The sequence below is a fragment of the Hymenobacter sp. 5317J-9 genome (genome assembly GCF_022921075.1).
Classification (GTDB): domain Bacteria; phylum Bacteroidota; class Bacteroidia; order Cytophagales; family Hymenobacteraceae; genus Hymenobacter.
In genome coordinates this window covers 2,142,879-2,166,320 of sequence record NZ_CP095050.1, presented here as the reverse complement: position 1 = coordinate 2,166,320, position 23,442 = coordinate 2,142,879, and the positions used below count along the sequence as shown (strand labels likewise).

At 65.7% G+C, this 23,442-nt stretch carries 17 protein-coding genes; 10 read left to right on the top strand and 7 right to left on the bottom strand.

Going from position 1 to position 23,442, the window contains the following annotated elements; all coding sequences use genetic code 11:
- The first annotated feature begins 86 nt into the window (after nt 1-86).
- Nucleotides 87-1,421, top strand: a complete 1,335-nt coding sequence (locus MUN81_RS09020; protein WP_245116969.1) for a TldD/PmbA family protein — start codon at nt 87-89, stop codon at nt 1,419-1,421.
- A 33-nt stretch (nt 1,422-1,454) separates the two neighbouring features.
- Here MUN81_RS09020 and MUN81_RS09015 read toward each other — a convergent pair whose 3' ends face one another.
- Nucleotides 1,455-2,084, bottom strand: a complete 630-nt coding sequence (locus MUN81_RS09015; protein WP_245116968.1) for a porin family protein — start codon at nt 2,082-2,084, stop codon at nt 1,455-1,457.
- A 161-nt stretch (nt 2,085-2,245) separates the two neighbouring features.
- On the opposite strand from MUN81_RS09015, the gene MUN81_RS09010 reads away from it, so the two are divergent.
- The 6 genes from MUN81_RS09010 to MUN81_RS08985 all read left to right on the top strand — a co-directional run bounded on the left by MUN81_RS09010 (nt 2,246) and on the right by MUN81_RS08985 (nt 10,719).
- Nucleotides 2,246-2,869, top strand: coding sequence for a DUF4159 domain-containing protein (locus MUN81_RS09010; RefSeq protein WP_245116967.1), 624 nt, complete (start codon nt 2,246-2,248; stop codon nt 2,867-2,869).
- Between the two features lie 140 nt (nt 2,870-3,009).
- Nucleotides 3,010-3,987: a MoxR family ATPase gene (locus MUN81_RS09005; protein WP_245116966.1), complete on the top strand. Its 978-nt coding sequence runs from the start codon at nt 3,010-3,012 to the stop codon at nt 3,985-3,987.
- 136 nt (nt 3,988-4,123) lie between these two features.
- Nucleotides 4,124-4,996 carry a DUF58 domain-containing protein gene (locus MUN81_RS09000; RefSeq protein ID WP_245116965.1) on the top strand — a complete coding sequence of 291 codons (873 nt, stop codon included), beginning with the start codon at nt 4,124-4,126 and terminating at the stop codon, nt 4,994-4,996.
- Nucleotides 4,997-5,046: 50 nt separating this feature from the next.
- Entirely contained in the window at nt 5,047-6,642 is a 1,596-nt protein-coding gene (locus tag MUN81_RS08995) for a BatA domain-containing protein (protein WP_245116964.1), read from the top strand.
- A gap of 536 nt (nt 6,643-7,178) precedes the next feature.
- Complete coding sequence (locus MUN81_RS08990) at nt 7,179-8,921, top strand: DUF4175 domain-containing protein (RefSeq protein ID WP_245116963.1); 1,743 nt, start codon at nt 7,179-7,181, stop codon at nt 8,919-8,921.
- A gap of 1 nt (nt 8,922) precedes the next feature.
- Nucleotides 8,923-10,719, top strand: a complete 1,797-nt coding sequence (locus MUN81_RS08985; RefSeq protein WP_245116962.1) for a hypothetical protein — start codon at nt 8,923-8,925, stop codon at nt 10,717-10,719.
- A gap of 141 nt (nt 10,720-10,860) precedes the next feature.
- Here MUN81_RS08985 and pelA read toward each other — a convergent pair whose 3' ends face one another.
- The 4 genes from pelA to murI form a co-directional block, all read right to left on the bottom strand.
- Nucleotides 10,861-12,909 carry a pectate lyase gene (gene pelA / locus MUN81_RS08980; RefSeq protein WP_245116961.1) on the bottom strand — a complete coding sequence of 683 codons (2,049 nt, stop codon included), beginning with the start codon at nt 12,907-12,909 and terminating at the stop codon, nt 10,861-10,863.
- Nucleotides 12,910-12,960: 51 nt separating this feature from the next.
- A complete protein-coding gene (locus MUN81_RS08975; RefSeq protein ID WP_245116960.1) occupies nt 12,961-13,317 on the bottom strand; it encodes a cupin domain-containing protein in 357 nt (118 codons plus the stop codon).
- A gap of 206 nt (nt 13,318-13,523) precedes the next feature.
- On the bottom strand, nt 13,524-16,646 hold the full coding sequence (locus MUN81_RS08970) for an IPT/TIG domain-containing protein (RefSeq protein ID WP_245116959.1): 3,123 nt from the start codon (nt 16,644-16,646) through the stop codon (nt 13,524-13,526).
- 142 nt (nt 16,647-16,788) lie between these two features.
- The gene (gene murI, locus MUN81_RS08965) at nt 16,789-17,625 is read right to left on the bottom strand and encodes a glutamate racemase (RefSeq protein WP_245116958.1); all 837 of its coding nucleotides are present in this window, start codon (nt 17,623-17,625) and stop codon (nt 16,789-16,791) included.
- Nucleotides 17,626-17,731: 106 nt separating this feature from the next.
- Here murI and MUN81_RS08960 point away from each other — a divergent pair, with 106 nt between their 5' ends.
- Nucleotides 17,732-17,959, top strand: coding sequence for a hypothetical protein (locus tag MUN81_RS08960; RefSeq protein WP_245116957.1), 228 nt, complete (start codon nt 17,732-17,734; stop codon nt 17,957-17,959).
- Between the two features lie 102 nt (nt 17,960-18,061).
- Here MUN81_RS08960 and MUN81_RS08955 read toward each other — a convergent pair whose 3' ends face one another.
- Nucleotides 18,062-18,799, bottom strand: coding sequence for an arylesterase (locus MUN81_RS08955; protein ID WP_245116956.1), 738 nt, complete (start codon nt 18,797-18,799; stop codon nt 18,062-18,064).
- A 149-nt stretch (nt 18,800-18,948) separates the two neighbouring features.
- On the opposite strand from MUN81_RS08955, the gene MUN81_RS08950 reads away from it, so the two are divergent.
- A complete protein-coding gene (locus tag MUN81_RS08950) occupies nt 18,949-19,626 on the top strand; it encodes an ABC transporter ATP-binding protein (RefSeq protein ID WP_245116955.1) in 678 nt (225 codons plus the stop codon).
- A gap of 49 nt (nt 19,627-19,675) precedes the next feature.
- Here the strand turns inward: MUN81_RS08950 and MUN81_RS08945 are convergent, their stop codons facing one another.
- Entirely contained in the window at nt 19,676-20,662 is a 987-nt protein-coding gene (locus MUN81_RS08945; protein WP_245116954.1) for an OmpA family protein, read from the bottom strand.
- Between the two features lie 255 nt (nt 20,663-20,917).
- Between MUN81_RS08945 and MUN81_RS08940 the strand changes: the two genes are divergently transcribed.
- A complete protein-coding gene (locus tag MUN81_RS08940) occupies nt 20,918-23,422 on the top strand; it encodes an FtsX-like permease family protein (protein ID WP_245117377.1) in 2,505 nt (834 codons plus the stop codon).
- Nucleotides 23,423-23,442: the final 20 nt, after the last annotated feature.

Sequence of the window (23,442 nt, the reverse complement as noted above, 5' to 3'; positions counted from 1 at the left end):
TGCTGATGCGCTGCCCTATAAACGCGCAGCATTCGCGAATGACCGAACCAGCACATTAGCACATCAACCCATCAACACATAATCTCATGCCCATTCTTTCTAAAGACGAAGCTCAGACCATTCTGAAGAAGGTGCTGAGCTTCAGCACGGCCGACGAGTGCGAGGCCAACCTCAACGGCCGCACCGGCGGCAACGTACGCTCGGCGCGCAACACCATCAGCACGGCCGGGGCCGTCGACAACGTCTCCTTGTCAGTGACCAGCTACTTCGGTAAAAAAAGTGGTGTGGCCACCTGCAACGAGTTCGACGACGCCACCCTGCGCCGCTGCGTGCAGCGGGCCGAGGAGATTGCCAAGCTCGCGCCCGAAAGCCCGGAGCACATGCCCCTGCTCGGCCCCCAGCAATACACGGAAAGCAAGCTGGCCTTTGCGGCCAGCACCGCCGCCATCGACCCCGACTACCGGGCCCGGCAGGTGGGCGCCAGCACGGCGCTCTGCGACCAGCGCAAGGTGACGTCGGCCGGTTTTCTGGAAGACATGGCCGGCTTCGTGGCCAAGCGCAACAGCAAGGGCCTCGAAGCCTACCAGCAGTACACCAACGTAGAGTTTAGCGTGACGGTGCGCACGCCCGATGGCAAAGGCTCGGGCTACGCCGCCGCCGACTACACCGATGCCAGCAAGTTTGACGCCGCCCGCCTCACGCGCATCGCGGCCGAGAAAGCGTCGTCGTCGGTGAATGCCAAGGCGCTGGAGCCCGGCAAATACACCGTCATTCTGGAGCCCAACGCGCTGCTTTCCAACGTCGACACTTCGCTGATGGCCGTGCTCATGGGCAGCCTCGACGCCCGCTCGGCCGATGAGGGCCGTAGCTTCCTGAGCAAGAAGGGCGGAGGCAACAAGAAGGGCGAAAAGCTGTTCGATGAGCGGGTTACGATTTATTCGGACCCCATGAACGCCGAAATCCCCGACATCACCTTTGCCGGCGACGGCCGCCCGCAAAAGCGCGTGACCTGGATTGAGAAAGGCGTGGTGAAAAACCTCTATTCCTCGCGCTACTGGGCCCAGAAAGCCGGGATTCCGGACTTGCCTCCTCCCGGCGGCTGGATAATGGAAGGCGGCACCCAAAGCACGGCCGACCTCATCAAGGGCACGGCCAAAGGCATCCTGGTGACGCGCCTGTGGTACATCCGCCCCGTCGACCCGCAGACGCTGCTGTACACCGGCCTGACCCGCGACGGCACGTTCTACATCGAGAATGGTCAAATCAAGTTCCCCATCAAAAACTTCCGCTTCAACGAAAGCCCGGTCATCATGCTCAACAACCTGGAAGCCATTGGGAAACCGGTGCGCTTGGGCGGCAACCTGATTCCGCCGCTCAAAATCCGGGACTTCACCTTCACCAGCCTTTCCGACGCGGTATAGCCGGTAGCGTGGGCTCGACCGAGTCCACGCTGCTTATTTCCCGCCGCCGAACTGGAAGGCCGCATACACCTGGTACACGCGGTTCTGCAGGCGTGGGTCGTTGATGCCGGACAGGTTTTGCACGTCATTAATATCGTTGAGGCCGGCCACCAGCCGGGCGCCGAGCGAAAAGCCGGCAGACAGTTTCAGCCCGGCGCCGCCGGCGAGGCTGAAATCGCCGCGCTTGAAGCTGCCCGTGGCCGGGCGCGACACGTTGCCGTAGGCGGGCGTGCCGTCGGGCGCCAGGCCTACCTGCATGTTGCCCGACTGGTCGGCGCCCAGCAGCACGCCAAATTGCGGGCCGCCCTCGATGAACACCGGCCCAACGGTGAGTTTGGCCAGGATGGGCACCGTGAGGTAGTGCAGCTGGCTGTCGTAGTTGGTGAAAGCCGATTTCAGGTTGCCGCCCTGCAGCGAGTACTGCACTTCGGGCTGAATGGACAGCGGGCCCAGCAAGTGGGCCTGGTAGAAGATGCCAACGTGGTAGAAGGCTTTGTAGGAGGCGTCTTCGCCGTCGCGGCCCGTAAGCTCGGCCACGTTGAGGCCACCTTTTACGCCAAACTGCGCGTGGGCTAAGGGAGCGAAAAACAGAGTCAACAAACAAATAACCAGAAGCTTTTTCATAGCCGAATGTATAAGTAGTGCGTGGGCAAATAACCAAGGGCAGTACCCACTGGCAATTGCTTTCAACGTACTACGAGAGCAGATTATTCCTTGTTGGCGCCCTGCCAGCCGATTCCCGACTCAGGACCAGCTATTTATCTTCTTTTCACCTACCGTTTTCCGTGCCCGCTACTCCTTTCACTTTTGTGCGCCTGAAATACCACTCCGGCGACTGGGACGCGGTGGACGAACGGATGCCCGCCAACCTGTTGCACTCGTTGGTGCAGTATACTACCGTGCCCGTCGACCCCAAAGAAAAAGTGGTGGCCCTGGACAGTCCGGATTTGTTCAATTACCCTTTCTGCTACCTCAGCGGCCACCGGCTGGTGCAGTTTTCCAGCGCTGAAAAACAGAATTTTACGCAATACGTGCGCAACGGCGGCTTCGTGTTTGTGGACGATTGTAACCACGACATTGACGGCCTTTTCGCGCGTTCCTTCGAGGAGCAGATGCGCCAGTGTTTCGGCGCCGGCGCCCTGAAGAAAATCCCCAAAACGCACCCCATCTACTCCCAGTTTTTCACCTTCAAGGACGGCCCGCCCAACACCGGCTTCGAGCTCAACGGCTGGGGCGACGACCTGGTGCATGACTACCTCAAAGCCGTTGAAATCAAAGGCCGCATCGGCGTGCTCTACTCCAACAAAGACTACGGCTGCGAGTGGGACTACGATTTTCGCAACAAGCGCTTCCTGGCCGAAGACAACACGAAGTTTGGGGTGAATATTTTGCTGTATGCTTTGACCTAGAACTTGCCAAAAACCGGTCATGCTGAGCGCCGTCGAAGCATCTCTACGGCTATAGTAATCCAATCGAATGAGTTAGTTATGCGGTAGAGATGCTTCGACTGCGCTCAGCATGACGTTCTTTTTTCCCTTCTGACACCCGAATGACCGAACAAGAAGTAAACGCCCTCCTGGCCAAGCTGCCCGTGCTCAAAGCCGAGATTGCCAAGGTGATAGTGGGCCAGGAAACGGTGCTGGACGAGGTACTGGTAGCCCTGCTGGCCGGCGGCCACGCGCTGCTCGAAGGCGTGCCCGGCCTGGCCAAAACGCTGCTGGTGCGCACGCTGGCCGCGGCCACTGATTTGCCCTTCCGCCGCATCCAGTTCACGCCCGACCTGATGCCGACCGACATCCTGGGCACCGAGGTGCTGGAGGAAGACCACGGCACCGGCCACCGCTCGTTCAAGTTCAACCCGGGGCCCATTTTCGCCAGCCTGGTGCTGGCCGATGAAATCAACCGGACGCCGCCCAAAACGCAGGCGGCCCTGCTCGAAGCCATGCAGGAAGGCCACGTCACCTACGCCGGCACCGAGCACGCGCTGCCCAAGCCCTTCTTCCTGCTGGCCACCCAAAACCCCATCGAGCAAAGCGGCACCTACCCCCTGCCCGAGGCCCAGCTCGACCGCTTTTTGCTGTACGTGCGCATCGGCTACCCCACGGCCGACGAGGAGCTGGCGGTGCTGCGCGGCACCACGGGCGCGGCGGGGCAGCAGGTTTCGCCGGTGCTGGGCGGGCCCGACATCCGGAGCCTGCAGGCGCTGGTGCGCCAGGTCAGCCTCAGCCCCGAGCTCATGGATTTCGTGAACCGGCTGGTGCGGGCCACGCGGCCGGCCACGTCGGAAGTGGCGTTCATCAAGACGTATGGCCGCTGGGGCGCGGGGCCGCGGGCCGGGCAGGCGCTCATTCTTTGCGCCAAAGCGCGGGCGCTGCTGCACGGCCGCTTCGCCGCCACGCTGGAGGATATCCGCACGTTGGCGCCGCCGGTACTGCGCCACCGGGTGCTGCTGAATTTCAACGCCGAAGCCGAAAACCTGACCGCCGACGACGCCGTGGCGGAGCTGCTGAAAGCGGTGAAGGTTTGATACAGACCGTCATGCTGAGCGCAATCGAAGCATCTCGCGTGCAGCAGTAAACCCTAACGTTTGGATTACATCCACACGCGAGATGCTTCGACTGCGCTCAGCATGACGGTCCTTTTTGCTTCTCGCTAACTGACAAATGCTTTCCCCCCAACTCCTGCACGGCTTGCGCAACCTGTCCCTGGCCGCCCGGCAAGCGGCCGAGGGCTTCCTGAACGGCGCGCACGCCAGCCGCCGCCACGGCGCGGGCATGGAGTTCAGCCAATACCGCCCCTACCAGCCCGGCGACGACCTGCGCCGCCTCGACTGGCGCCTGGCTGCCCGCTCGGACCGGTACTACCTGCGCGAGGCAGAAGTCGACACCAGCCTGACAGTGCACCTGCTGCTCGACGCCAGCGCCAGCATGAACCACCGCGACGACAACGGCCTGACCAAGCTCGACTACGCCCGGCTGCTGCTGGCCGCGCTGGCCTACCTGGCCACCCAGCAGGGCGACGCCGTGGGCCTGACCGTGCTGAGCCCCGCCGGCCTGCAGCACCTGCCGCCCCGCGCCGATGCCCGCCAGCTCCCCCGCCTCTACCACGCCCTGGAAACGGCCACGGCCGCGGGCGCCTTCCCCGCGGCTGCCACGCTGGCCCCGCTCACGGCCCGGCGGCAGCGGGCCCTCACGGTATGCGTGAGCGACCTGTACGAGGAAACCGGCGAAATCCAAGCCCTGCTCACCCGCCTGCGGGCCGTGAGCGGCGACGTACTGCTGCTGCATTTGGCCGCTCATAATGAACTTGAATTCAGCCACAAAGGCCCGGTTACTTTCAGGGATTTAGAAACTAATCAAACCCTGCAACTCGACGCCGACCAGCAGCGCCCGGCCTACCTGCAGCAGTTGCAGCAGTGGCTACGCGAAACCGCCCAAAGCGCCCGCCTCCAGGGCTTCGACTACCATTTACTCGACACTTCTCAACCTTTGGACGGCGCCATGCGCGAGTTCCTGCGCCGCCGCCAAATGACGTAGGGGCGGGGCTGGCCCCCGCCCCTACTCTCATTTAACATTCATTCACGCCTTTGCTCACCCTACTCACCCCGTCTGCGTTGCTGGCTCTGCTGGGCTTGCTGGTGCCGCTGGCCATCCACCTGTGGAACCGCCGGCCGGCCCGCGAGGTGCCGGTGGGCAGCCTGCGCTGGCTGGCCGCGGGCGCCAACCGCCGCCTGCGCAACCTGAAGCTGGAGCAGCTTGGGCTGCTGCTGGTGCGGGCGTCACTGCTGGCGGTACTGGCCCTGGCGCTGGCCGGCCCGGTGTGGCGAAGCATCCTTCCCCGCGGCCGTGGCCAGGTGCTGCTAAGCCCCGAGGTGCTGGGCAACCCCGCCCTGGCTGCCCTGCGGCCAACCGTCGACTCGCTGCGGAAGCGGGGCTACGGGCTGCGCTGGCTCACGGCGGGCTTCCCGAAAATGTCGGGGGCAGCGTGGCGGGCCAATGCGGCCGGCCCGCGCGACAGCGCCCGCCTGTTAAGCGCCGGTGCGCGGGCCACCGGCTTTGCCTGGGCGCGGGTGCAGCAGGCGGCCGATGCCTTCGCCGGCCAGCCGCTATTCGTGCTTACGCCGGCTACCCTGCGCAGCTTCCAGGGTCCTCATCCTGCTTTGCGCTCCGGTATCAACTGGCAGACGGTGCCGGGCCGGGGCGAGGCCGCCTGGCTACAGGAAGCCGGGCTGAAAGGTGACAGCCTGCACTTGGTGATTGGCAACAGCACGGAAACCCAAACCACTTTTCGGCGCGCAGCTGCGGCCGCACCCCGGAGCGCAGGTGAGCAAATCCGCGTGCCGGGGCTGGTGCCGCTGCGCTACGTGAGCACCGCAGCCAACGCGAAGAGCCTCGTCCCGGTCCCAGTAACTGGCGCCGCGCCTGCGGGGCCGGCCGTGGCCGTTGCGCCGGTCCCCGTGGTGATTGAGATGTATGCAACGCCGGCTTACGCGGCTGAGGCGCGGTACCTGAGAGCGGCGGTGCGCGCGGCGGCGGTAGGCTTCGCGGTGGCGCCGGTCATTCGGCTGAATTCAGCACCGCCTCGCGTGGGGGCCGATTGGCTGTTTTGGCTGGCCGATGAGCCGCTGCCCGAAGCGTGGCGCGTGGCAGTCGGCCACGGAGCACGGGTGTGGCAGGAGGCGGCCGGGCCGGGCTTTGCCGATGAGGCCCGGCTGGTGCCGGAATTTGCTTCGGAATCACCGGCCGTCATTTTTCGGCGCGACACTGAGAAGGACGTTGCGGGCAGCCGGCCGCTCTGGCAGGATGGCCGGGGGCGCCCGGTGCTGTCCTACAAGTCGTCGGGACAGGGTGCCTACTACCAGCTGCACACCCGCCTGAGCCCAAACTGGAGCGGCTTAGCCGACAACCCTTCCCTACCGGCCCGCCTCCTGACGCTACTGAACCCACCAATTGCTTCCCCGGCCACGACGACGGCGCTGGCAGTACTCGACCAACGCGCCCTGGACCCCGCACAACTTTCGGTTCCGGTTTTTGAGGCAACGGAGGCCTCGGCCCCCACTCCTGATGGTTTCCAAACGGCCGAACTTCGCCCCTGGCTGGTGCTCATGGCCGGGCTTTTGTTTGCTCTCGAACGCCTGCTGGCTTTTCGCCGGGAAAGGCGGGCCTTACCTACGTCACTATGAGCAAGGTCATTGATAGTGCATCAGACACGGGCCTGTTGGCCGTGCAAGGCCAGGCCCACGCTCGGCTGCGGGCTGTGCGACAGCGCTATGCCATTCGCTACGGCCTGGCCGGGCTTATGCCCCCGCTGGCCGCCAGCGCGGTGGTAGTGGCGGGCCAGCACTACTGGCCTGAAGTCGGGCCATTATGGGCGGGACTGGCCGTTATCGCCTTGCTGGTGGCGGCGGCGTGGTGGCTATGGCCCTTGCGTGCCTTCGACAGCGCCGAAACAGCCCGCCGGCTCGACCGTGAGTATGCTGAGTTGGAAGACAGTACAGGCTTGCTGTTGCAAAACCCGATGGAGTTGCCGTTGCTCGGCCAATTGCAATTCCGACGCACGGCCCGGCAGCTGGAACTGCTAACCGCGCACAGCCCGAGGCTACTCCCTTTCCCATTCAGAAATCCACTGATTTTAAGTGGTTGCCTTCTTACGGTGGGTATTGTCCTTTTCCTTCTGCCACCGCAGCAGCCCAGGCAGCTACCGCCAACAAGCGTGGCCGTGCGGTTTTCAAGCCCTGCTGCCACTGCAACGGCTGGTCAGGTGCCCGCCCGCATCACCGAAACGCAACTGCTGGTGACGCCGCCGGCTTACACCCGCCAGCCGGCGTTTGCGCCGGGGCAGGCGTCTTTTCAATGCCCTGAAGGTTCGCGGGTGCGCTGGCAGGTGCAGGTTAGCCGCGGCGCCGGCCGGCAAGAGCCCGTGCTGGAAATCGGCCGGATGCGGCGACCACTGCAGCCAGTAGCGGAGCAGCCGGGACGGTATTACGCAGAGCTGAAGCTTACTGCTTCCACGCTCTACCGGCTGCGGCTGGGCAGCAGCGCATCAGACGACTATGCCATTGACGTGCGCACCGACCAGGCGCCGGTGCTGCGTATTCAAACCCCCAAGCCCTACACGCTGGTGGAGGCCTACGGCCGACGGCCCGAAGTAGCAGTGCGGGCCACTGCGCGCGACGACTACGGCCTGAGCCGCGCCGAACTGGTCATCACCGTGGCTCAGGGCCAGGGCGAGGCCGTGAAGTTCCGGGAGGTGCGGCGCGACCTGACGGCCGCGCTGGGTGGCGCCTCGCAAGCCAGCCTCACCAATGTGCTCAACCTGCCCAAACTGGGCCTCACCTACGGCGACGAGCTGTATTTCTACCTCACCGCGCGCGACAACGCCGGCCACACTTCGCGCACCGACGCCTACCTGGTGCAGTGGCAGGACACGGCCGTGGCCGACAGCCCCGCCGACGTGGGCATGGGCGTGAAGGTGGCGCCCGCCTACTTCCGTAGCCAGCGCCAAATCATCATCGACACCGAAAAGCTCATTGCCGAAAAGCCGAAGCTGGACCCGGCCACCGTGGCCAGCCGCGCCAACGCCCTGGGGTTCGACCAGCAGACGCTGCGCCTGCGCTACGGCAAGTTTATGGGCGAAGAATCGGAGCAGGCCATGGGGGCGGCACCGCACTCGCCCATTGCCGAAGACGAGGATGCCGCTGGCCCGCCCACTGCCGAAGCCCCCGAGGAACAACACGACGACCACCACGACCACGCTGCCCCGCCGGCCTCGTCTTCAGCGAAAGCGTCCCCCACGGCCGAAACCGATGAGCTGATGGACCCCTACATGCACAAGCACGACGACGCCGAAACCGCCGATTTCCTGGAGCCCGCCGTGAAAGCCAAGCTGCGCGCCGTGCTCGACGAGATGTGGGCGGCCGAGCTGCGCCTGCGCACCGGCCAGCTGGCGGCGGCCCGCCCATACGAATACCGCGCCTTGCGCCTGCTCAAGCAGGTGCAGCAGCAAACCCGCGCCTTTGTCAAGAAAGCGGGTTTCACGCCCCCGCCCATGCCCGAGGCCACCCTGCGCCTCACCGGCGAGTTGAAAGGCGCGGCCGCCCCGCGCCGCCAGCAGCAGCTGGCTGCCGCAACGCCCCAGCCGGCCGTGCGGGCCGCCCTGCGCTGGCTGGGCACCCACGCGCCCGGCGCCAACGCCAAGCCAGCCGAGGCGGCGGTGCTGGAGCAGGCCGGCTCGGTGCTGACCGGGGCAGCCCTGGAGCGGCCGGGCGTGTATTTGCCGGCCCTGAAGGCGTTGCGCCAGCTGGTGGCCGACGTGCGCGCCGGCCGCCCCACCTGCGCCGATTGCCGCTCGCCCGTGGAGCATGCCCTCACCGACCTGCTGGCGGCGCCCGCCCCAGTGCCGGCGCCCACCACTGCCCCCGACCGGCTGGCCCGGCGTTATTTCCAGGAAATCAGCCGTTAGCATGCTTGCCACCCAACCTACTGCCTATTACGTCCTGCTGGGGTTTTGCGTGCTGCTGGGCCTGGGGCTGCTGGTGCAAGCCTGGCGCGGGGGGCGACGGCGCATAGTGCGGGCGCTGGCGGGGCTGGTAGCAGCCGCGGCGCTGTGGCTCACGGCGTTTCCGCCCACGCGGCAGGTACCGGCGGCGCGCGGCCAGGCCATTCTGCTCACGCCCGGCTATTCGCCCGATACGCTGCGGCAGCTACTTCGGCGACTGGGTGCCGGCACGTCGGTGTGGCACTACGGCGGCGTTGCTGCCTCCGCCAAAATTCGGCCGCTCAGCTCCTTACTTACCTTAACGGAGCAGCGGCCCAAACTGCGGGGCCTGCACCTCATCGGGCAGGGGCTGGCGCCAGCCGAGCTGCTGGTACTAGGAAATTTGCCTGTTACGCTGCATCCGGCAGTGGCCGGCGTTGGGTTCAGCACCGCGTTTTGGGAAAGCAAGCTGGCGTTGGGGGACGTGCTTCGGGTGGAGGGCACGGCCCTTCTGCCCAAGGCGGAAGCACCGGCCTGGGCCTGCCTGCTGGCGGCCGGCGCCGTGCGCGACTCGGTGCGGGTACCCGCGGGCGGGGGCCCGTTCCGCCTGCGCTACCAGCCCAAAACAGCGGGACTGAGCCTGTACGAGCTGCAATTGCGCCGGGCTGGCCGGAAGCTGGCTGCCGAGCCCGTGCCCGTGGAAGTAAGCACGCCGCAAGTGCCCGCCGTGCTGCTGCTCTCCGCTACGCCGTCATTTGAGTTCAAGTACCTGAAAAATTACCTGGCCGAAGCGCATTACCCCGTGGCCCTGCGCACCACCGTGAGCCGCGGCCTGGTGCAAACCGACTTCGTGAACCAGCCGGCTACCGACCTAGGACGCCTCACGCCTGCCCTGCTGGCCCGCTACGCCATCGTGGTGGCCGATGCCGCTACCTTGGCAGCCCTCGCCCCCACCGAAACCGGCGCGCTGCAAAGCGCCATCTCCGCAGGCCGCCTGGGCTTGCTGGTGGTGGCCGAAGCAGCGCCGCTCCCGCGCAGCGCACCCGGCCGGGCTGATTTTGCGGTGATGCCACGGGCGGCAGCGCAGGCCGCGGCCCAACCCCTTGCCTGGCCCGATGCGCCGGCCGGGGCCCGGGCGCCGCTGCCAGCTCAGCTGCGGCCGGCATCGGCGCTGCGGCCGTTGGTCAGCGGGCCGGGGCAGGCCGTGGCCGCCGCCAGTCGGCGGGCGGGGCTGGGGTTTGTAGTAGTGTCAGTGGTGCCCGAAACCTTTCCGTGGGGTCTCCAGGGGCGTTTGGACCTTTACCGTTCCTATTGGAACCGCCTGCTGACGGCCGCCCGGCCGCCCGCACCGGCCGAAGTCGCCTGGCAGGCAGGCACGCGTTGGCCGCGCCCGCAGCAACCGCTGCTGCTGCACCTCACCGCTACTTTTCCCGAAACCCAACCCACCGTCCGGGCGCTTGCTGCGGGGCCTGCGGTCCGGCTGGCCCTGCGCCAGGACACCCGCCTGCCCGAATGGAGCACGGCCCAGTTCTGGCCGCAGGCGCCGGGCTGGCACCAGCTCACTGGTCCGGGGCGCGTCACGCATTCGTTCTACGTGTACCCAGCCGGGGCCTGGGCTGGGCCGGAACGAGAGGAACGCCAGTTGGCAGTAGCTCAGCAGGCCATGGCGGCGCCCGGCGCGGCCGTGGCAAGTGAAACCGTGGCTCAGCCATGGCCGGCGGGGTGGTTTTTCGGGCTGTTTCTGCTGGCCGCTGGGTACTTATGGGTGGAAGAAAAGCTGTAGAGACGCAATATTTTGCGTCTCGTCGTTGAACGGCCGAAACCGCACGTCTGCATCGTTAGAGCATTGTCGTTCAGACGTGAGTCGTTCAACGAGGAGACGCAAAATATTGCGTCTCTACACCGCTTACTAGTACAGCCATGCCTACCTGGCAGCCACTCGTTTCTGCCAGGCGGGGTATTCCTTCTGCAGCAGCTCGGCCGGCCAGGTGCTGGCGTACACGTAGCCCGCCCGGCGCTCGTTTTCAATCTCGCTGAGCTGGTAGTGCACCTGGCTGTCACGTCCCACGTAGATGGGCCGGTTGGTGCCCAGCTCATAGAAGCGCGCCCAGAGCGTGGCGCCGGGCTGCGGCACAATCACCCGGTCGCGGTGGCTTTTTTCCTGCGGCGCGGCAACTTCCTTGAGCGCGTAGCCCGGCATCTTCACCTGCTCAAACCAGGCCACGGCCCCCTCGATGGCGGCTTTCACGGCGGGCGTGGCGGGTTCGTCCATCAAAAAGCGCACGATGCCCACCGACTCCGCGCCGCTCAGCGACGCCAGCTCGAAGGCCCGGGCTTTGGCCGGCTGCAGGCTCACTTCGTCGTATTGGGCGCACCAGGCGGTGGGGCGGCCGTTCTGGATAATCTGCGTTTTCAGAATGCAGTCGACCCCGCGGGCCACGGCGGCCTGGGCCAGCGGCACCAGTTCGGGGTCGACTTGGGCGTAGCGCTCCTCCTTGCGGGCCACGCGGCGCAACAGGGTAAGGGCCCGAATCATAGCGTCGTCGTTGAAGGTGATTTCGCGCCGGTAGCCGCTCAGGTCCGGGTAAAACTGCGGAAAGCCGCCGTTGGGGTACTGCATTTTCAGCAGGTAGCGGATGCCGTTTTCGGCCCCTTTGCGGTAGGCCGGATTGTGGGTTTGCAGGAAGGCTTTGAGCAGGTAGTGGATTTCGCGGGTGGTGGCGTCGTTGTCGATGGTGGCATCGTTCTGGTTTTTGCTGTCGAGCAAGCCCGCGCGGGCGCCCTTGCTCAGGCGGGCGGCGTAGTTGATTTTCACTTCGCCTAAAGCCTTGGGCCAGCCGCCCACGGCGCGCTGGTAGAGCAGCATCTTTTCGGCCGTGGTGTCGAGCTGTGCGGCGGGCACGGCGGAGGCCGTTGCGGCTACGGCGCCCGTCAGCGGGTTCCAGCGCCCGCCGAAGGTCCAGGCAGCGGTGAGGTCTTTGGGCTTCGGCGCGCCCTCGGCGGTGGCCAGGTTGTCGCGGTGCCAGGCGTAGTCGCCGCCCTGGCGGTGGCAGTTGGCGTAGTACACGCGGCGGCCCCACTGCTTGGGCCCGGGTCCCGAAGCGGCGTGGTAGATGTCGGCATCGGCCATGTTCCGGGCAAAGGTGCAGTCGACTAGGTAAAACTGCGCTTCGCGGTGAAAGCGCCCCAGCTTGAAGCCGTCGTCGCCGGAGAAAGTGCAGTTGCGCAGCACGGTTTTCGAGTCGCGGCTGCCCGAGCCGTCGTGCCAGATGGCGGCCTCCCGGCTGTGGCAAATGAAGCGGCAGTTTTCGGCGTAGGCCCAGCCGCGCGGGCAATAAAAGTCCACCCCGCCCTCCATGGTGCAGTCCTTGAAATAATACGCGCCGGCCTCGGTGTCCCAGGGGCTCACGGTGTCGCCGCCCAGGGCCCGGAAGGTGCAGTGCCGCGCAATGAGGCGCGTGGCGCCGGGCAGGGCGCGCAGGGCCATCTGGTGGCCGGTTTTGCTCACCGTTTTCTGGCCGCCGGGGGCCGTGGGGCAGGCTATGGTCACTTCGCCGGTGGCTTCGAAACCGTAGCTGTTCACCACGCTCAGGTTTTCGAGGGTGATGTCGGGACTGTTGCGCAGGTTGAGGGTGGCCACGCCCCAGTCGCCGGCCTTGGCATCGGGGCCGCACAGCCACAGGTCGCGGGCCTGCGGAAAGGTCAGGACAACGCCTCTTTCGCTTTGCCCCTTGAGCACGAGGTTAGCTTTGCCGTCCACGTACACCTTTTCGCAGTAGGTGCCGTTTTTGATGTACACCGTGCGTGGCCGGGCAGCCGTGGCCGGCAAGCTGTTGATGGCCTCCTGAATGGTCCGGAAATTCGCGGAGCCATCCGCGGCCACGGTCACGGTCTGGGCCCGGGCCGGCAGCAGCCAGAAGCTCAGCAGCAAGAGCAACACCAGTCCCAGCAGGCGCAAGGCAGTTGTTTTCATGGGTCGTAGAAAAGTGAGCGGCAGGGGTTGGCGGAACAGCGCAGCCACTGGCTACAGAAAGTCGTCGCGCCGCGGGGTGAAGGCGTCCACCAGCACGCCGGCCTCCAGGCACTCCACGCCGTGCCAGGCCAGCGGCGGCACGTAGCAGCTGTCGCCCGCGTGCAGGGTTTGCGTCTCGTCGGCAATGGTGTAGGCAAACACGCCGCTCTCCACGTAGCTCAACTGGGCGTGCGGGTGGTTGTGGCGGGCGCCCACGCCGCCGGTTTCGAAAGCCACGCGCGTCAGCATCAGGTCGGGGCCGTGGGCCAGCACTTTGCGGCGCACGCCGGGGCCGGTGGTTTCCCAGGCCGCCTGAGCATCGGGCACGAAGGACGGTTGGCCGGGTTCGGAAGAGGAGTCGGAGTTCATGGAATTACGGGTTATCAGGTGCAATGCGTCACTAAAAGTCCGACCATTTGCCGCCCTGGCCAAAGCCCGGGCGGCTTTTACTTGCGCAATCGTTCCCGACAACGATGCCGCAACCGCCCCGACGGCGCACAAAAAAAGCCCCCGCGGATGCGGGGGCTTTTCGGGTCTTTCAGCTCAGCCCATGCGGGCCGGGCATTTGGCAGTACTTAGTTTTTCTGGATGCGACGCACGGCGAACACTTCGCCCTGACGCACTTCCAGCATGTACACACCAGCCGCGAGGCCGGCGGGCAGCAGCACCTGCTTGTCGGCACCGAGGGCCACCGGGGCCAGCACCAGGCGGCCGGCCAGGTCGCGCAGGGCCACCGTGGCAGCACCCGCCGAGGGCAGGCTCACCGTCACGCGGTCCGAAGCGGGGTTCGGGAACACCAGCAGGCCGGGCAGGGCCTGGCTGGCCAGCGCCGACGAAATCAGGTTGAACGAAGCCGTGCTGGTGGCCGTGCCGCCGGGAGTCACCACCGTGATGACGCCCGTCACGCTGCCCGTGCCGCTGGGCACCACGAAGGTGATGCTCGTGGCCGATACTACCGAGAAGTTGGGCACGTTGAACGAACCGATGCGGACCGCCGTGGCGCCCAGCAGGTTGGTACCTGTCACGGTTACCGTGGTGCCGGGGCCGCCCGAGGTGGGCGTGAAGCTGGTGATGGTGGGCACGGGGGCCACAATCGTGAACGTCACCCCGTTGGAGGTGCCACCGCCGGGCGTGGGGTTCACCACCGTCACGGTGTAGGTGCCAATCGGGGCAGCGGCGGGCACCGCGGCCGTGATTTGGGTGGCCGACACAAAAGTGCTCGGGATAACCGTGGTCGGAATGGTTGCCCCGTTCACCACCACCGTCGAAGCGCTGGTAAAGCCCGTACCCACGAGGGTCACGTTGCCGACGTTGCCAACCACCACCGAGTTCGGCGTGATGCTGGTGATAACCGGCACCGGGTTGTTGGGAGCTGCGAAATCCGAAATCGAGATGTCGTCGATGATGACGCGGGGCGACGTGGACGTGGTGGTCGTCACGGTGTTGCTGATGCGCAGGCGCACGTTGCCGGCCTGGTTCACCGTGAAGGTGTAGGGCGTGAGCGTGGCCGTGAGCGTGGCCGGAGCACCGGGCACGGTGGTGTAGGTGGTGCCGCCGTCGGTCGAAATCTCCAGCAGGAACGAGCCGCCGGTGTCGGTGCCGTACAGCGCCGAGTTGATGATGATGGTGCCCGCGCCGTTGGGCTTGTCGAAGTTCATCGAGATGGCGCCGGCCGTGCGAATGCGAGCAGACTTCAGGCCGTTGAACTTGTCGGCAAACGAATCGCCGATGAGGGCGTTGGCGAAGTTCCACACGCCGCTGGTCAGCGTCACGGTGCCGGCGGTGTAGCTGGTCTTGGTGCCGGCCTCGAAGGTTTCGAAAGCACCGGCCGTGCTCGGGTTGCTCACCACGAAGGTGAAGGCGTTCGACGTGCCGGCCGAGTTGGTCAGCGTTACGGGGAAGCTACCGGCCGTGGCCAGCACCGAAGCCGGGATGGTCACGGTCACGGTCGTGGCCGTGCTGCTGGTCTGGGTGTAGGAAACGCCGTTGAAGTTAACGGTGGTGGTGGGCGTGATGCCCGTGGCCGTCACCGTGAGCGTCACGGCCGGGCCGCCGGCCACCTGGGCGTTGGGCGAGAGGGCCGAAATAACCGGCGTCACCACCGGCGCGCTCACCGTGAAAGTGCCCGTGCTGGTGCCCGTGCCGGCCGGCGTGGTCACGGCAATGGTGCCGGAGGTAGCGCCCGTGGGCACGTCAAACATCACCGACGTGGCGCTCATCACCATGAAGTTGGTCACGGCCGTGCCGTTGAGCGTGGCGCCGGTAGCGCCCGTGAAGTTGGTGCCCGTCACGGTGACGGTGGTGCCCACGGGGCCGCTGGTGGGCGTGAAGCTGGTGATGGTGGGCGCGGCGGCCGGGGCGTTGAACGTGAAGGTGCCGGTGCTGGTCACGGTGCCGCCGGGCGTGGTCACGGCAATCGTGCCGGACGTGGCCGTGGTGGGCACAGTGAAGGTGATGGTGGTGGCATTCACCACGGTGAAGCCCGTGATGGCCACGCCGTTCAGGGTCACGGCCGTGGCGCCGGTCAGGTTAGTGCCGGTGATGGTCACGGTAGCGCCGGGGCCGCCCGCGGTGGGCGTGAAGCTGGTGATGGTGGGCGCGGCCACGGCCGACACGGGCGCGAAAGCCGCGCCGCGGAAAGCCGTGAGGCTGGCGGCGGTGGCAATGGGCGCGGGCACAGCCGTGGTGCTGGGGGCCGCGTTGTAGCCGGCGTTGTCGCTCAGCACGTACAGGCCGCCGTTGCCGGCCGCCACCAGCGATACCGTGGTGCCGGTCACCTGGCCGTCGAGGCCGCGGATGGCGGTAGAATTGGTGATGGTGCCGTTCAGCGTCCAGGTGCCGGCCACGAGGCTCCACTTCTGGATGCCGCCGCCGGCGGTGGTGGCGCCGTCATCGGCCACGTACACCACGTCCACACCCGGCACCGTGGTGCTCAGGTCGGCGAAGTAGAACGCCAGCGGGCTGATGCCGGCGGTGGTCGACGTAGTGCCCTGCATGCCGGGCAGCAGCGTGGCCGTCTGGCCGCTGGTGGTAGGCAGGCCCGTGCCCACCTGGCTCAGGCCGATGTAGGGCGACGAGCCGCTGCTGATGTACAGGTTGCCGGCGAAGGTGTTGACGTAGCGCAGGTTGCTGGGGGTAGCGCTCACCACCACCGAGGGGCCGTTGTTGCCAAACGTCACGTAGCGCACGCCGCCCGACGAGCCGGACGTGTAGAAGCTCGTGCCGTCGACCGAGGCCGCCGAGCGCAGGTTGCCAGTGGCATCGGTGATGCGCGTGCTGGTGTCCACGTTGCCGTCGGCGCCCACGCGGCCCACAATGCGGTTGGCGCCGGTGGAGGGGTCGAGGGCGGCCACGCCGGCAGTGCCGGGGGCGGCGTCGTAGCCACCCACCACCAGGTAGGCGCCGTTGGCCGAGCGGGTCAGGCCGCCGTCGGTGCTCGACGAACCGGCCACGGTCAGGATGCGGTTGTTGCCGGCCACGGCCGTGGGCAGCGGAATGGTTTGCACGAGCACCCCGGCCGGGGTGTATTCCTGCAGGTAGGCCACGGTGGCGGCCGACGAGAGCGAGGCCGAGCCATCGCCCACCCGCATCACCACGAGGTTACCGGGCGTGAAAGGTGCTGCCGAACCCAAAAAGGGCCACATGCACACCAGAAACATCAGGCATTTGAGCAGCCTGCCAGCGAAGAATTGCTTCATACAGAAGGAGTAAAAGTGAACGGAAATATGAAAAATGAAGAAGTGATGAAAAATACGTTGACAAGCCGCAAAGGTAGGCCGGCGCGGCCACTGGAAAGTTACGGAATAATGACCCCGCGACCGGGCAAAGGGTTGCCCGCGCCTACTCCCACAAAGGGTAATGCTCCAGATGCACTTCCTGCTCGAAAAAGATGCGCGTGCTTTCTTCAAACGAGCGGGTGAAATCCGACACGTAGAAGTGGTGCGCGGGCGGCGCGGCGGCGGGCGGCGCCAGCAGGCCGTGCGCGGCGAGGTAGGCTTCGGTGTCGGCGGCCACCACGTCGGAGGCGTCCAGCACGTCCACGCGGCCGGCGTAGTAGCGCGCAATCTGCTCCTTGATGAGCGGGTAGTGCGTGCAGGCCAGCACCAGCGCGTCGATGTCGGCCAGCGTGGCACTGTTCAGATACGTCCCGATGATGTCGTCGGAGATGGAGTTGCGGAAGAAGCCCTCCTCAATCATGGGCACCAGCAAGGGCGTGGCCAGCGAGTGCAGTTCGACGCCAGCGTCCAGCTCGTCTACCTTCTTTTTATACACGTTGGAATTCACCGTTTGCTTGGTGCCGATGAGGCCCACGCGGCGGCCGGCGTAGGCCCGGCCCAGGTGCGCCACAATGGGGTCAATCACGCTCAGCACCTTGGCCTTGCTGCCCACGTACTCGCGCACCAGCTCGTAGGCCGCGGCCGAGGCCGAGTTGCAGGCAATCACAATCAGCTTGCAATTCTGGCGCAGCAGCAAATCACAAATTTTGACCGAGTAGGCCTGGATGGCGGCCGCGCTTTTGTCGCCGTAGGGCAGGTGGGCCGTGTCGCCGAAGTACACGATGCGCTCGTGCGGCAGGCGCCGCGCCACGGCCCGCGCCACCGTGAGGCCGCCAATGCCGGAGTCGAACATGCCAATGGGCCGGGCAGCCAGCGCCGAGGCAGAAGCAGCAGTTGTCATGACGCAAAGGTAGGCCGGGGCAGCGCGCTGTGGCGGGCTGCCCGGTTTTTTGGTTTCTGGAAAACCTCGGTATATTTCCGCCTACTTTTCAGCTCACCTCTTTGCCATGAGCACCATTTTGGCCGAAATCGACCACGCTCTGGCCGCGCACGATGCCCGCCAGGGCCGCCCCGTGGCCATATACCTCGGCGCCCGCAAGCTCACCCAGCTCACCCTCGACGCCGCCCGCGCCCCCCTCCCCGACCTCAGCACCGACGCCGGCCGGCCCCTCGCCTACCGCAACCTTGAGCTACTGCGCGACGAAGTGAACGTGGACGGCCTGCGGGTGATATAAAAGTGGGGTAAGAGGGTATGAGGTTGTGAGGGTAAGAGTCATCCTAAGCATGGCAGCTGTTGTGCCTCAATTCCTACCCTCCTACCCCCATACCCTCTTACCCTATCGAAGCAGCGGCTGCAGCACGGCCCACACGGTGCGGGCCACAATGCGGTGCCCGGCGGGCGTGGGATGAATGCCGTCGGGCTGGTTGAGGCTGCGGTCGCCGCCCACGCCTTGGAGCAGGAAGGGAATGAGCACCAGTTTGTTTCGAGTGGCTAAATCCTGGTAAATGGCTTTGAAATCGGCGGCGTAGCTCGCGCCCAGGTTGGGCGGAATCTGCATGCCGGCCAGCACAATTTGGGCATTGGGGCTGCGGCGCCGCACCGTGTCGATGATGCTCTGCAGGTTGCGCCGGGTGGCCGTGAGCGGCAGGCCGCGCAGGCCGTCGTTGCCGCCCAGCTCCAGCACGAAGATGTCGACCGGCTGGCGCAGCACCCAGCCCACACGGCTGAGGCCGCCGGCCGTGGTTTCGCCGCTCAGTCCGGCGTTAATGACTTCGTAGCCAAGCTTGAGCGAATCAATTTTCTGGCCAATCAGGCCCGCAAATGCCTGGTCGGGCTCGACGCCGTAGCCGGCCGTGAGGCTGTTGCCGAAAAATAGCAGGCGCTTTTTGCCGGTGGGCGTGGTGGTTTCGGCGCCGGGGCGTTGGGCGGCGGTCCGTGGGGCGGTGGCTTGCTCGGCGGGCGGGTTGGAATTGCACGCCCCGAGCACGAGGGCGAAAAAGGCGGCGGCAAACAAGGAACTAACTCTATTCATGGACAGCGTTTTGGGCAGGAAGCCGTAAGGACTACAAAACATGGGGAAGGGCTACGCGTCTTCGCTACCCGTAACGAACACCGAGTGGCCCGGTTACGGGTGTGGGCCCCAGCCCCTCCCCGACCACCAAACGGCGAAACGCCTCCGGCCGACGTTCGGCCGCCAAAAAATATTGCCTAGACTTTCCCTGCATGAGCATTCTTCGCGTCGATAACCTCACCAAAACCTACCCCAGCGCCGGGCACGAGCTCACGGTGCTGCACGCCGTCAGCTTCGAGCTGCAGGCCGGCGACACGTTTGCCATCGTGGGGCCCTCGGGCTCGGGCAAAACCACGCTGCTGGGCCTTTGCGCCGGCCTCGACCGCGCCACCGCGGGCAGCGTGTGGCTCAACGGCATTCAGCTCGACCACCTGAGTGAGGACCAGCGGGCCGCCGTGCGCAACCAGCACGTGGGCTTCATTTTCCAGAATTTCCAGCTGCTCCCAACCCTTACGGCCCTCGAAAACGTGCTGGTGCCGCTGGAGCTGCGCGGCCAGCGCGGCGCTTCCCAAACGGCCCTGGCCCTGCTCGACCGCGTGGGGCTGGCCGCCCGCGCGCACCACTACCCGGCCCAGCTTTCGGGCGGCGAGCAGCAGCGCGTGAGCCTGGCCCGCGCCTTCGCCAACCGCCCCGCCCTGCTCTTCGCCGACGAGCCCACCGGCAACCTCGACCCCGACACCAGCGAACGAGTGGTTGACCTCCTGTTTGAGCTGAACCGCGAGGCCGGCACCACCCTCGTGCTGGTGACCCACGACCTGGAGCTAGCCGCCAAAACGCAGCGGACCCTGCGGCTGCGCGGCGGCAAGGTGGTGGAGGAAGTGCTGGGCTAAGGCTAGGTCAATAGCATCGCCAGTAGCTTTTGATGCTTAAAGCCGCTTTTCAGCGGCGGCTCTTGCTTGGGTAAGAAACGGGCTTTGGTGGAACTGCGCGGCGGCCGGACGCTTGCTTCAGGTTCTTAGAGACGGGTGTTTTTGTTAAATGAGCGGGCGTTTTTGACAAGCCATTTAGCCTGAGTTTCTCTTCCTTTGATGGGATGAACTCAAGCCCTACGGTTTTGAATTCAACCCGGCGGTTGAGTTGACGATGTTCAGGAGAGTCGTCGGGTGCGGCGGGCCGCTTGGCACCGTAACTAAAGCTGACCAGCCGGTTTTCCGAAATGCCTTTTCTCAGCAAATGGGTATAGGCGGCCTCAGCCCGGCGCCAGCCGAGACACAGCAAATACCGTTCGGGGTCGGGCTCGCCACGAGGAACCTCGAAAGGCTCGGCGTGGCCTTCTACCAGCAGACCCGAATTGGGAGTAGCATTCAACCGCCGGATAACGCTGTCCATCGTGGTCAGGCTCGTTGGTTGTAAGTCAAACCGCCGGATAGCGAAATAAATGTTCGGCCACCAACGCTCGGGATTTTCGGGCCCATCATAATTCAGATAGAAATTCTTAACAATGACCGAATCAGTAGCTGATTCCGGCACGGGAAACTCCTGTGTTTCGATGTTTTTACCATCCTTGCTTAGGGCTACCAGATAAGTACGGCCCGCAGGCATGACCACGCGGTACGACCCATCGGCCTTGGTGGTGTCGCGCCAGTGCTGCACCGCCGCATCAGTTCCGCAGCAACTAAAGTCCACTGCCACCCCTGGAACCACCGTTAAGGAGTCTTTGGGACCATAAAAATGGCCTTGCACGCGAACCAGTGGCTTCTCCGGCAGTTGAACCCCGGCAGACGGCTGGCCGCTGCTACTGGCCGGCACCACCCGTGCCGAGTGGCACCCAACGAAACCGGCAAACAGTGCAAGCCAACACCCCATCCGACCCATCATTTGCGAAAACAGTACCCTTGATTTCATTTTCTGGCCGAATTTATTCACGGCATTGTGCCTTAAGCAACTCACTAGGCGCTAAATAACGCACAGCCTCAGTGGCCAACTTCGCGCAGGCCGTTACCGTTGCCGGAACAGCTGCTTAAAGTGACTGGCATGCTTTCTACGTCTATGCCTCCGCTGATGCAGTAGTAACCCAAGTTTCACTGACTGCCATGCCGCGCCCCCAATTTTACATTCCTTCCCGTGACGCCTTCCCCCACTCCTCCCACTTCTCGCCCCGCTTTTTCCTGGCTTTTCCGCATGGCGTGGCGCGACAGCCGCCGCAGCCGGGCGCGGCTGTTGCTGTTTATGGCCAGCATCGTGCTGGGCATTGCGGCCCTGGTCGGCATCAATTCCTTTGGTGACAACCTGGCCGGCAGCATCAGCGGGCAGGCGCGGGAGCTGCTGGGGGCCGACCTGGTGCTGACCGGCAGCAAAGGGTTTTCCAAAGAGCTGCGGCCCACGCTCAACCAACTGGGCACGGCTCGCACCCGCGAGGTGGCCTTTGCCTCCATGGTTGAGTTTCGGCCCAACCGGGGCGTGCGGCTGGTGCAGGTGCGCGCCCGCGACGGCGGCTTTTTCTACGGCGACTGGCAAACCGAGCCGCGCAACGCCGCCCAGCGCTTTGTGCAGGACAGCACCGCCCCCGGGGCCTTGGTCGACGATGCCCTGCTGGCCCAGTTTGGGGCGCGGGTGGGCGACTCGGTGCAGGTGGGCAAGGTGCGGCTGCCCATTATCGGGCGGGTGCTGAAAACGCCGGGACAGTCGGGCATCAGCACAGCGGTGGCGCCCACAGTATTCATTCCGCTGAATTTGGTGCGCCAGACGGGCCTCATCCAGCGGGGCAGCCGGTTGCAATACCGGCGCTACTACCAATTCGGGCCGGGCACCGACGTGGCGGCCGTGGTGAAAACCCTGCAAACCCGCCTTGACAAGGCCGACATCGACGCCGACACTGTGGCCACCCGCCAGGAGCAAACCGGCCGCGCCTTCGCCGACCTCACCCGCTACCTCAGCCTGGTGGCGTTTGTGGCGCTGCTGCTGGGCTGCGTGGGCGTGGCCAGCGCCGTAAACCTGTATGTGCGCGAAAAGCTGGCCTCCGTGGCCGTGCTGCGCTGCCTGGGGGCCAGCGGTCGGCAGGCCCTGCTGATATATTTAATCCAAACGGCCGGGCTGGGGCTGGTGGGCGCGGTGCTGGGCTCGCTGCTGGGCGCAGCGGTGCAGGGCCTCTTGCCGCGCGTGCTGGGCGACTTTTTGCCCGTCGACATCACCGTGAGTGTTTCGTGGCCGGCCGTCCTCACGGGCCTGGCTACAGGCTTGCTGATGGCCGTGCTATTTGCCTTGCTGCCGCTGTTGAGTGTGCGGCGAGTGTCGCCGCTGCGGGTGCTGCGCACGGCATTCGAAGACGAAGCGGAAAAGCCGGACCCACTGCGGGGGCTCATTATCGCCGTTATCGGCTTGTTCATTCTGGCCTTCGCCTATCAGCAAACCCAGAGCTGGAAGACGGCGCTGGGTTTCGGCGCGGGGCTGCTGGTGGCGGTGGTGGCCTTGGGGGGCCTGGGCCGCCTGCTGATGGGGCTGGTGCGCAAGTTCTTCCCCACCGGCTGGAGCTACGTGTGGCGGCAGGGCCTGGCCAACCTGTTTCGGCCCCAAAACCAAACCCTCACGCTGGTCACGTCCATTGGCCTGGGTACTTTTCTGCTGGCCACGCTTTTTCTAACCCAAGCCCTGCTGCTGGGCCGCGTGCAGATAGCCGGGCAGGGCCAGCAGCCCAACCTGGTGCTGTTCGACATCCAGCGCGAGCAGCGGGCCGGCGTCGAGGACTTGCTGAAGGCGCAGAAACTGCCCGTGCTGCAGCGCGTGCCCATCGTGACCATGAGCCTGAAGGCCATCAACGACCGCACGGTGGCCGAACTGAAAAAGGACACCACCACCGGCATTCCGCCCTGGGCCCTCACCCGCGAGTACCGCGTCACGTACCGCGACTCGCTCAACTCTTCGGAAAAGCTGGTGGACGGCACCCTGCCCGGCCTGGCCCCCGACGGCACCCCGCGCATTTCGGTGGAAGCCGGCTACCTGCAGCGAGCCAAGCTCAAGCTCGGCGACACGCTGGACTTCAACGTGCAGGGCGCGCCCATGCGGGTGGTCATCGGCGGCACGCGCGAGATTGACCGGGCGCGGGTGCAACCCAGCTTTCTGGTGGTGTTTCCGGCGGGCGTGCTGGAGCAGGCGCCGCAGTTCACGGTGCTGCTCACGCGCACGCCCAACACGGCGGCGCTGGCGGCCGTGCAGCAGCGGCTGGTGCAGGAATTTCCGAACGTGTCGGCCATCGACCTGGCCCTGATTCTGCAAACCTTGGACGACCTCATCGGCAAAATTTCCTTCGTCATCCGCTTCATGGCCGGCTTCAGCATCCTCACCGGGCTGCTGGTGCTCAGTAGCTCGGTGGTCATCAGCCGCTACCAGCGCGTGCGCGAAAGCGTGCTGCTGCGCACGCTGGGCGCCAGCCGCGCGCAGATTCTGCGCATCACGCTGGTGGAGTACGCCCTGCTGGGGCTGCTGGCGGCCTTGGCGGGCATTGGGCTGGCGCTGCTGGCGGCCTGGGCGCTGGCCGTGTGGGTGTTCAGTGCCAGCTTCGGGCCGGCGCTGCTGCCGCTGCTGGGCCTGGCCGCGCTGGTGACGGTGCTCACGGCCGCCATCGGCCTGTTCAACTCCCGCGACGTGCTGCGCCGCTCGCCGCTGGAAGTGCTGCGGGCCGAGGGCTAAGCAAGGCTGGGGGCGGAAGT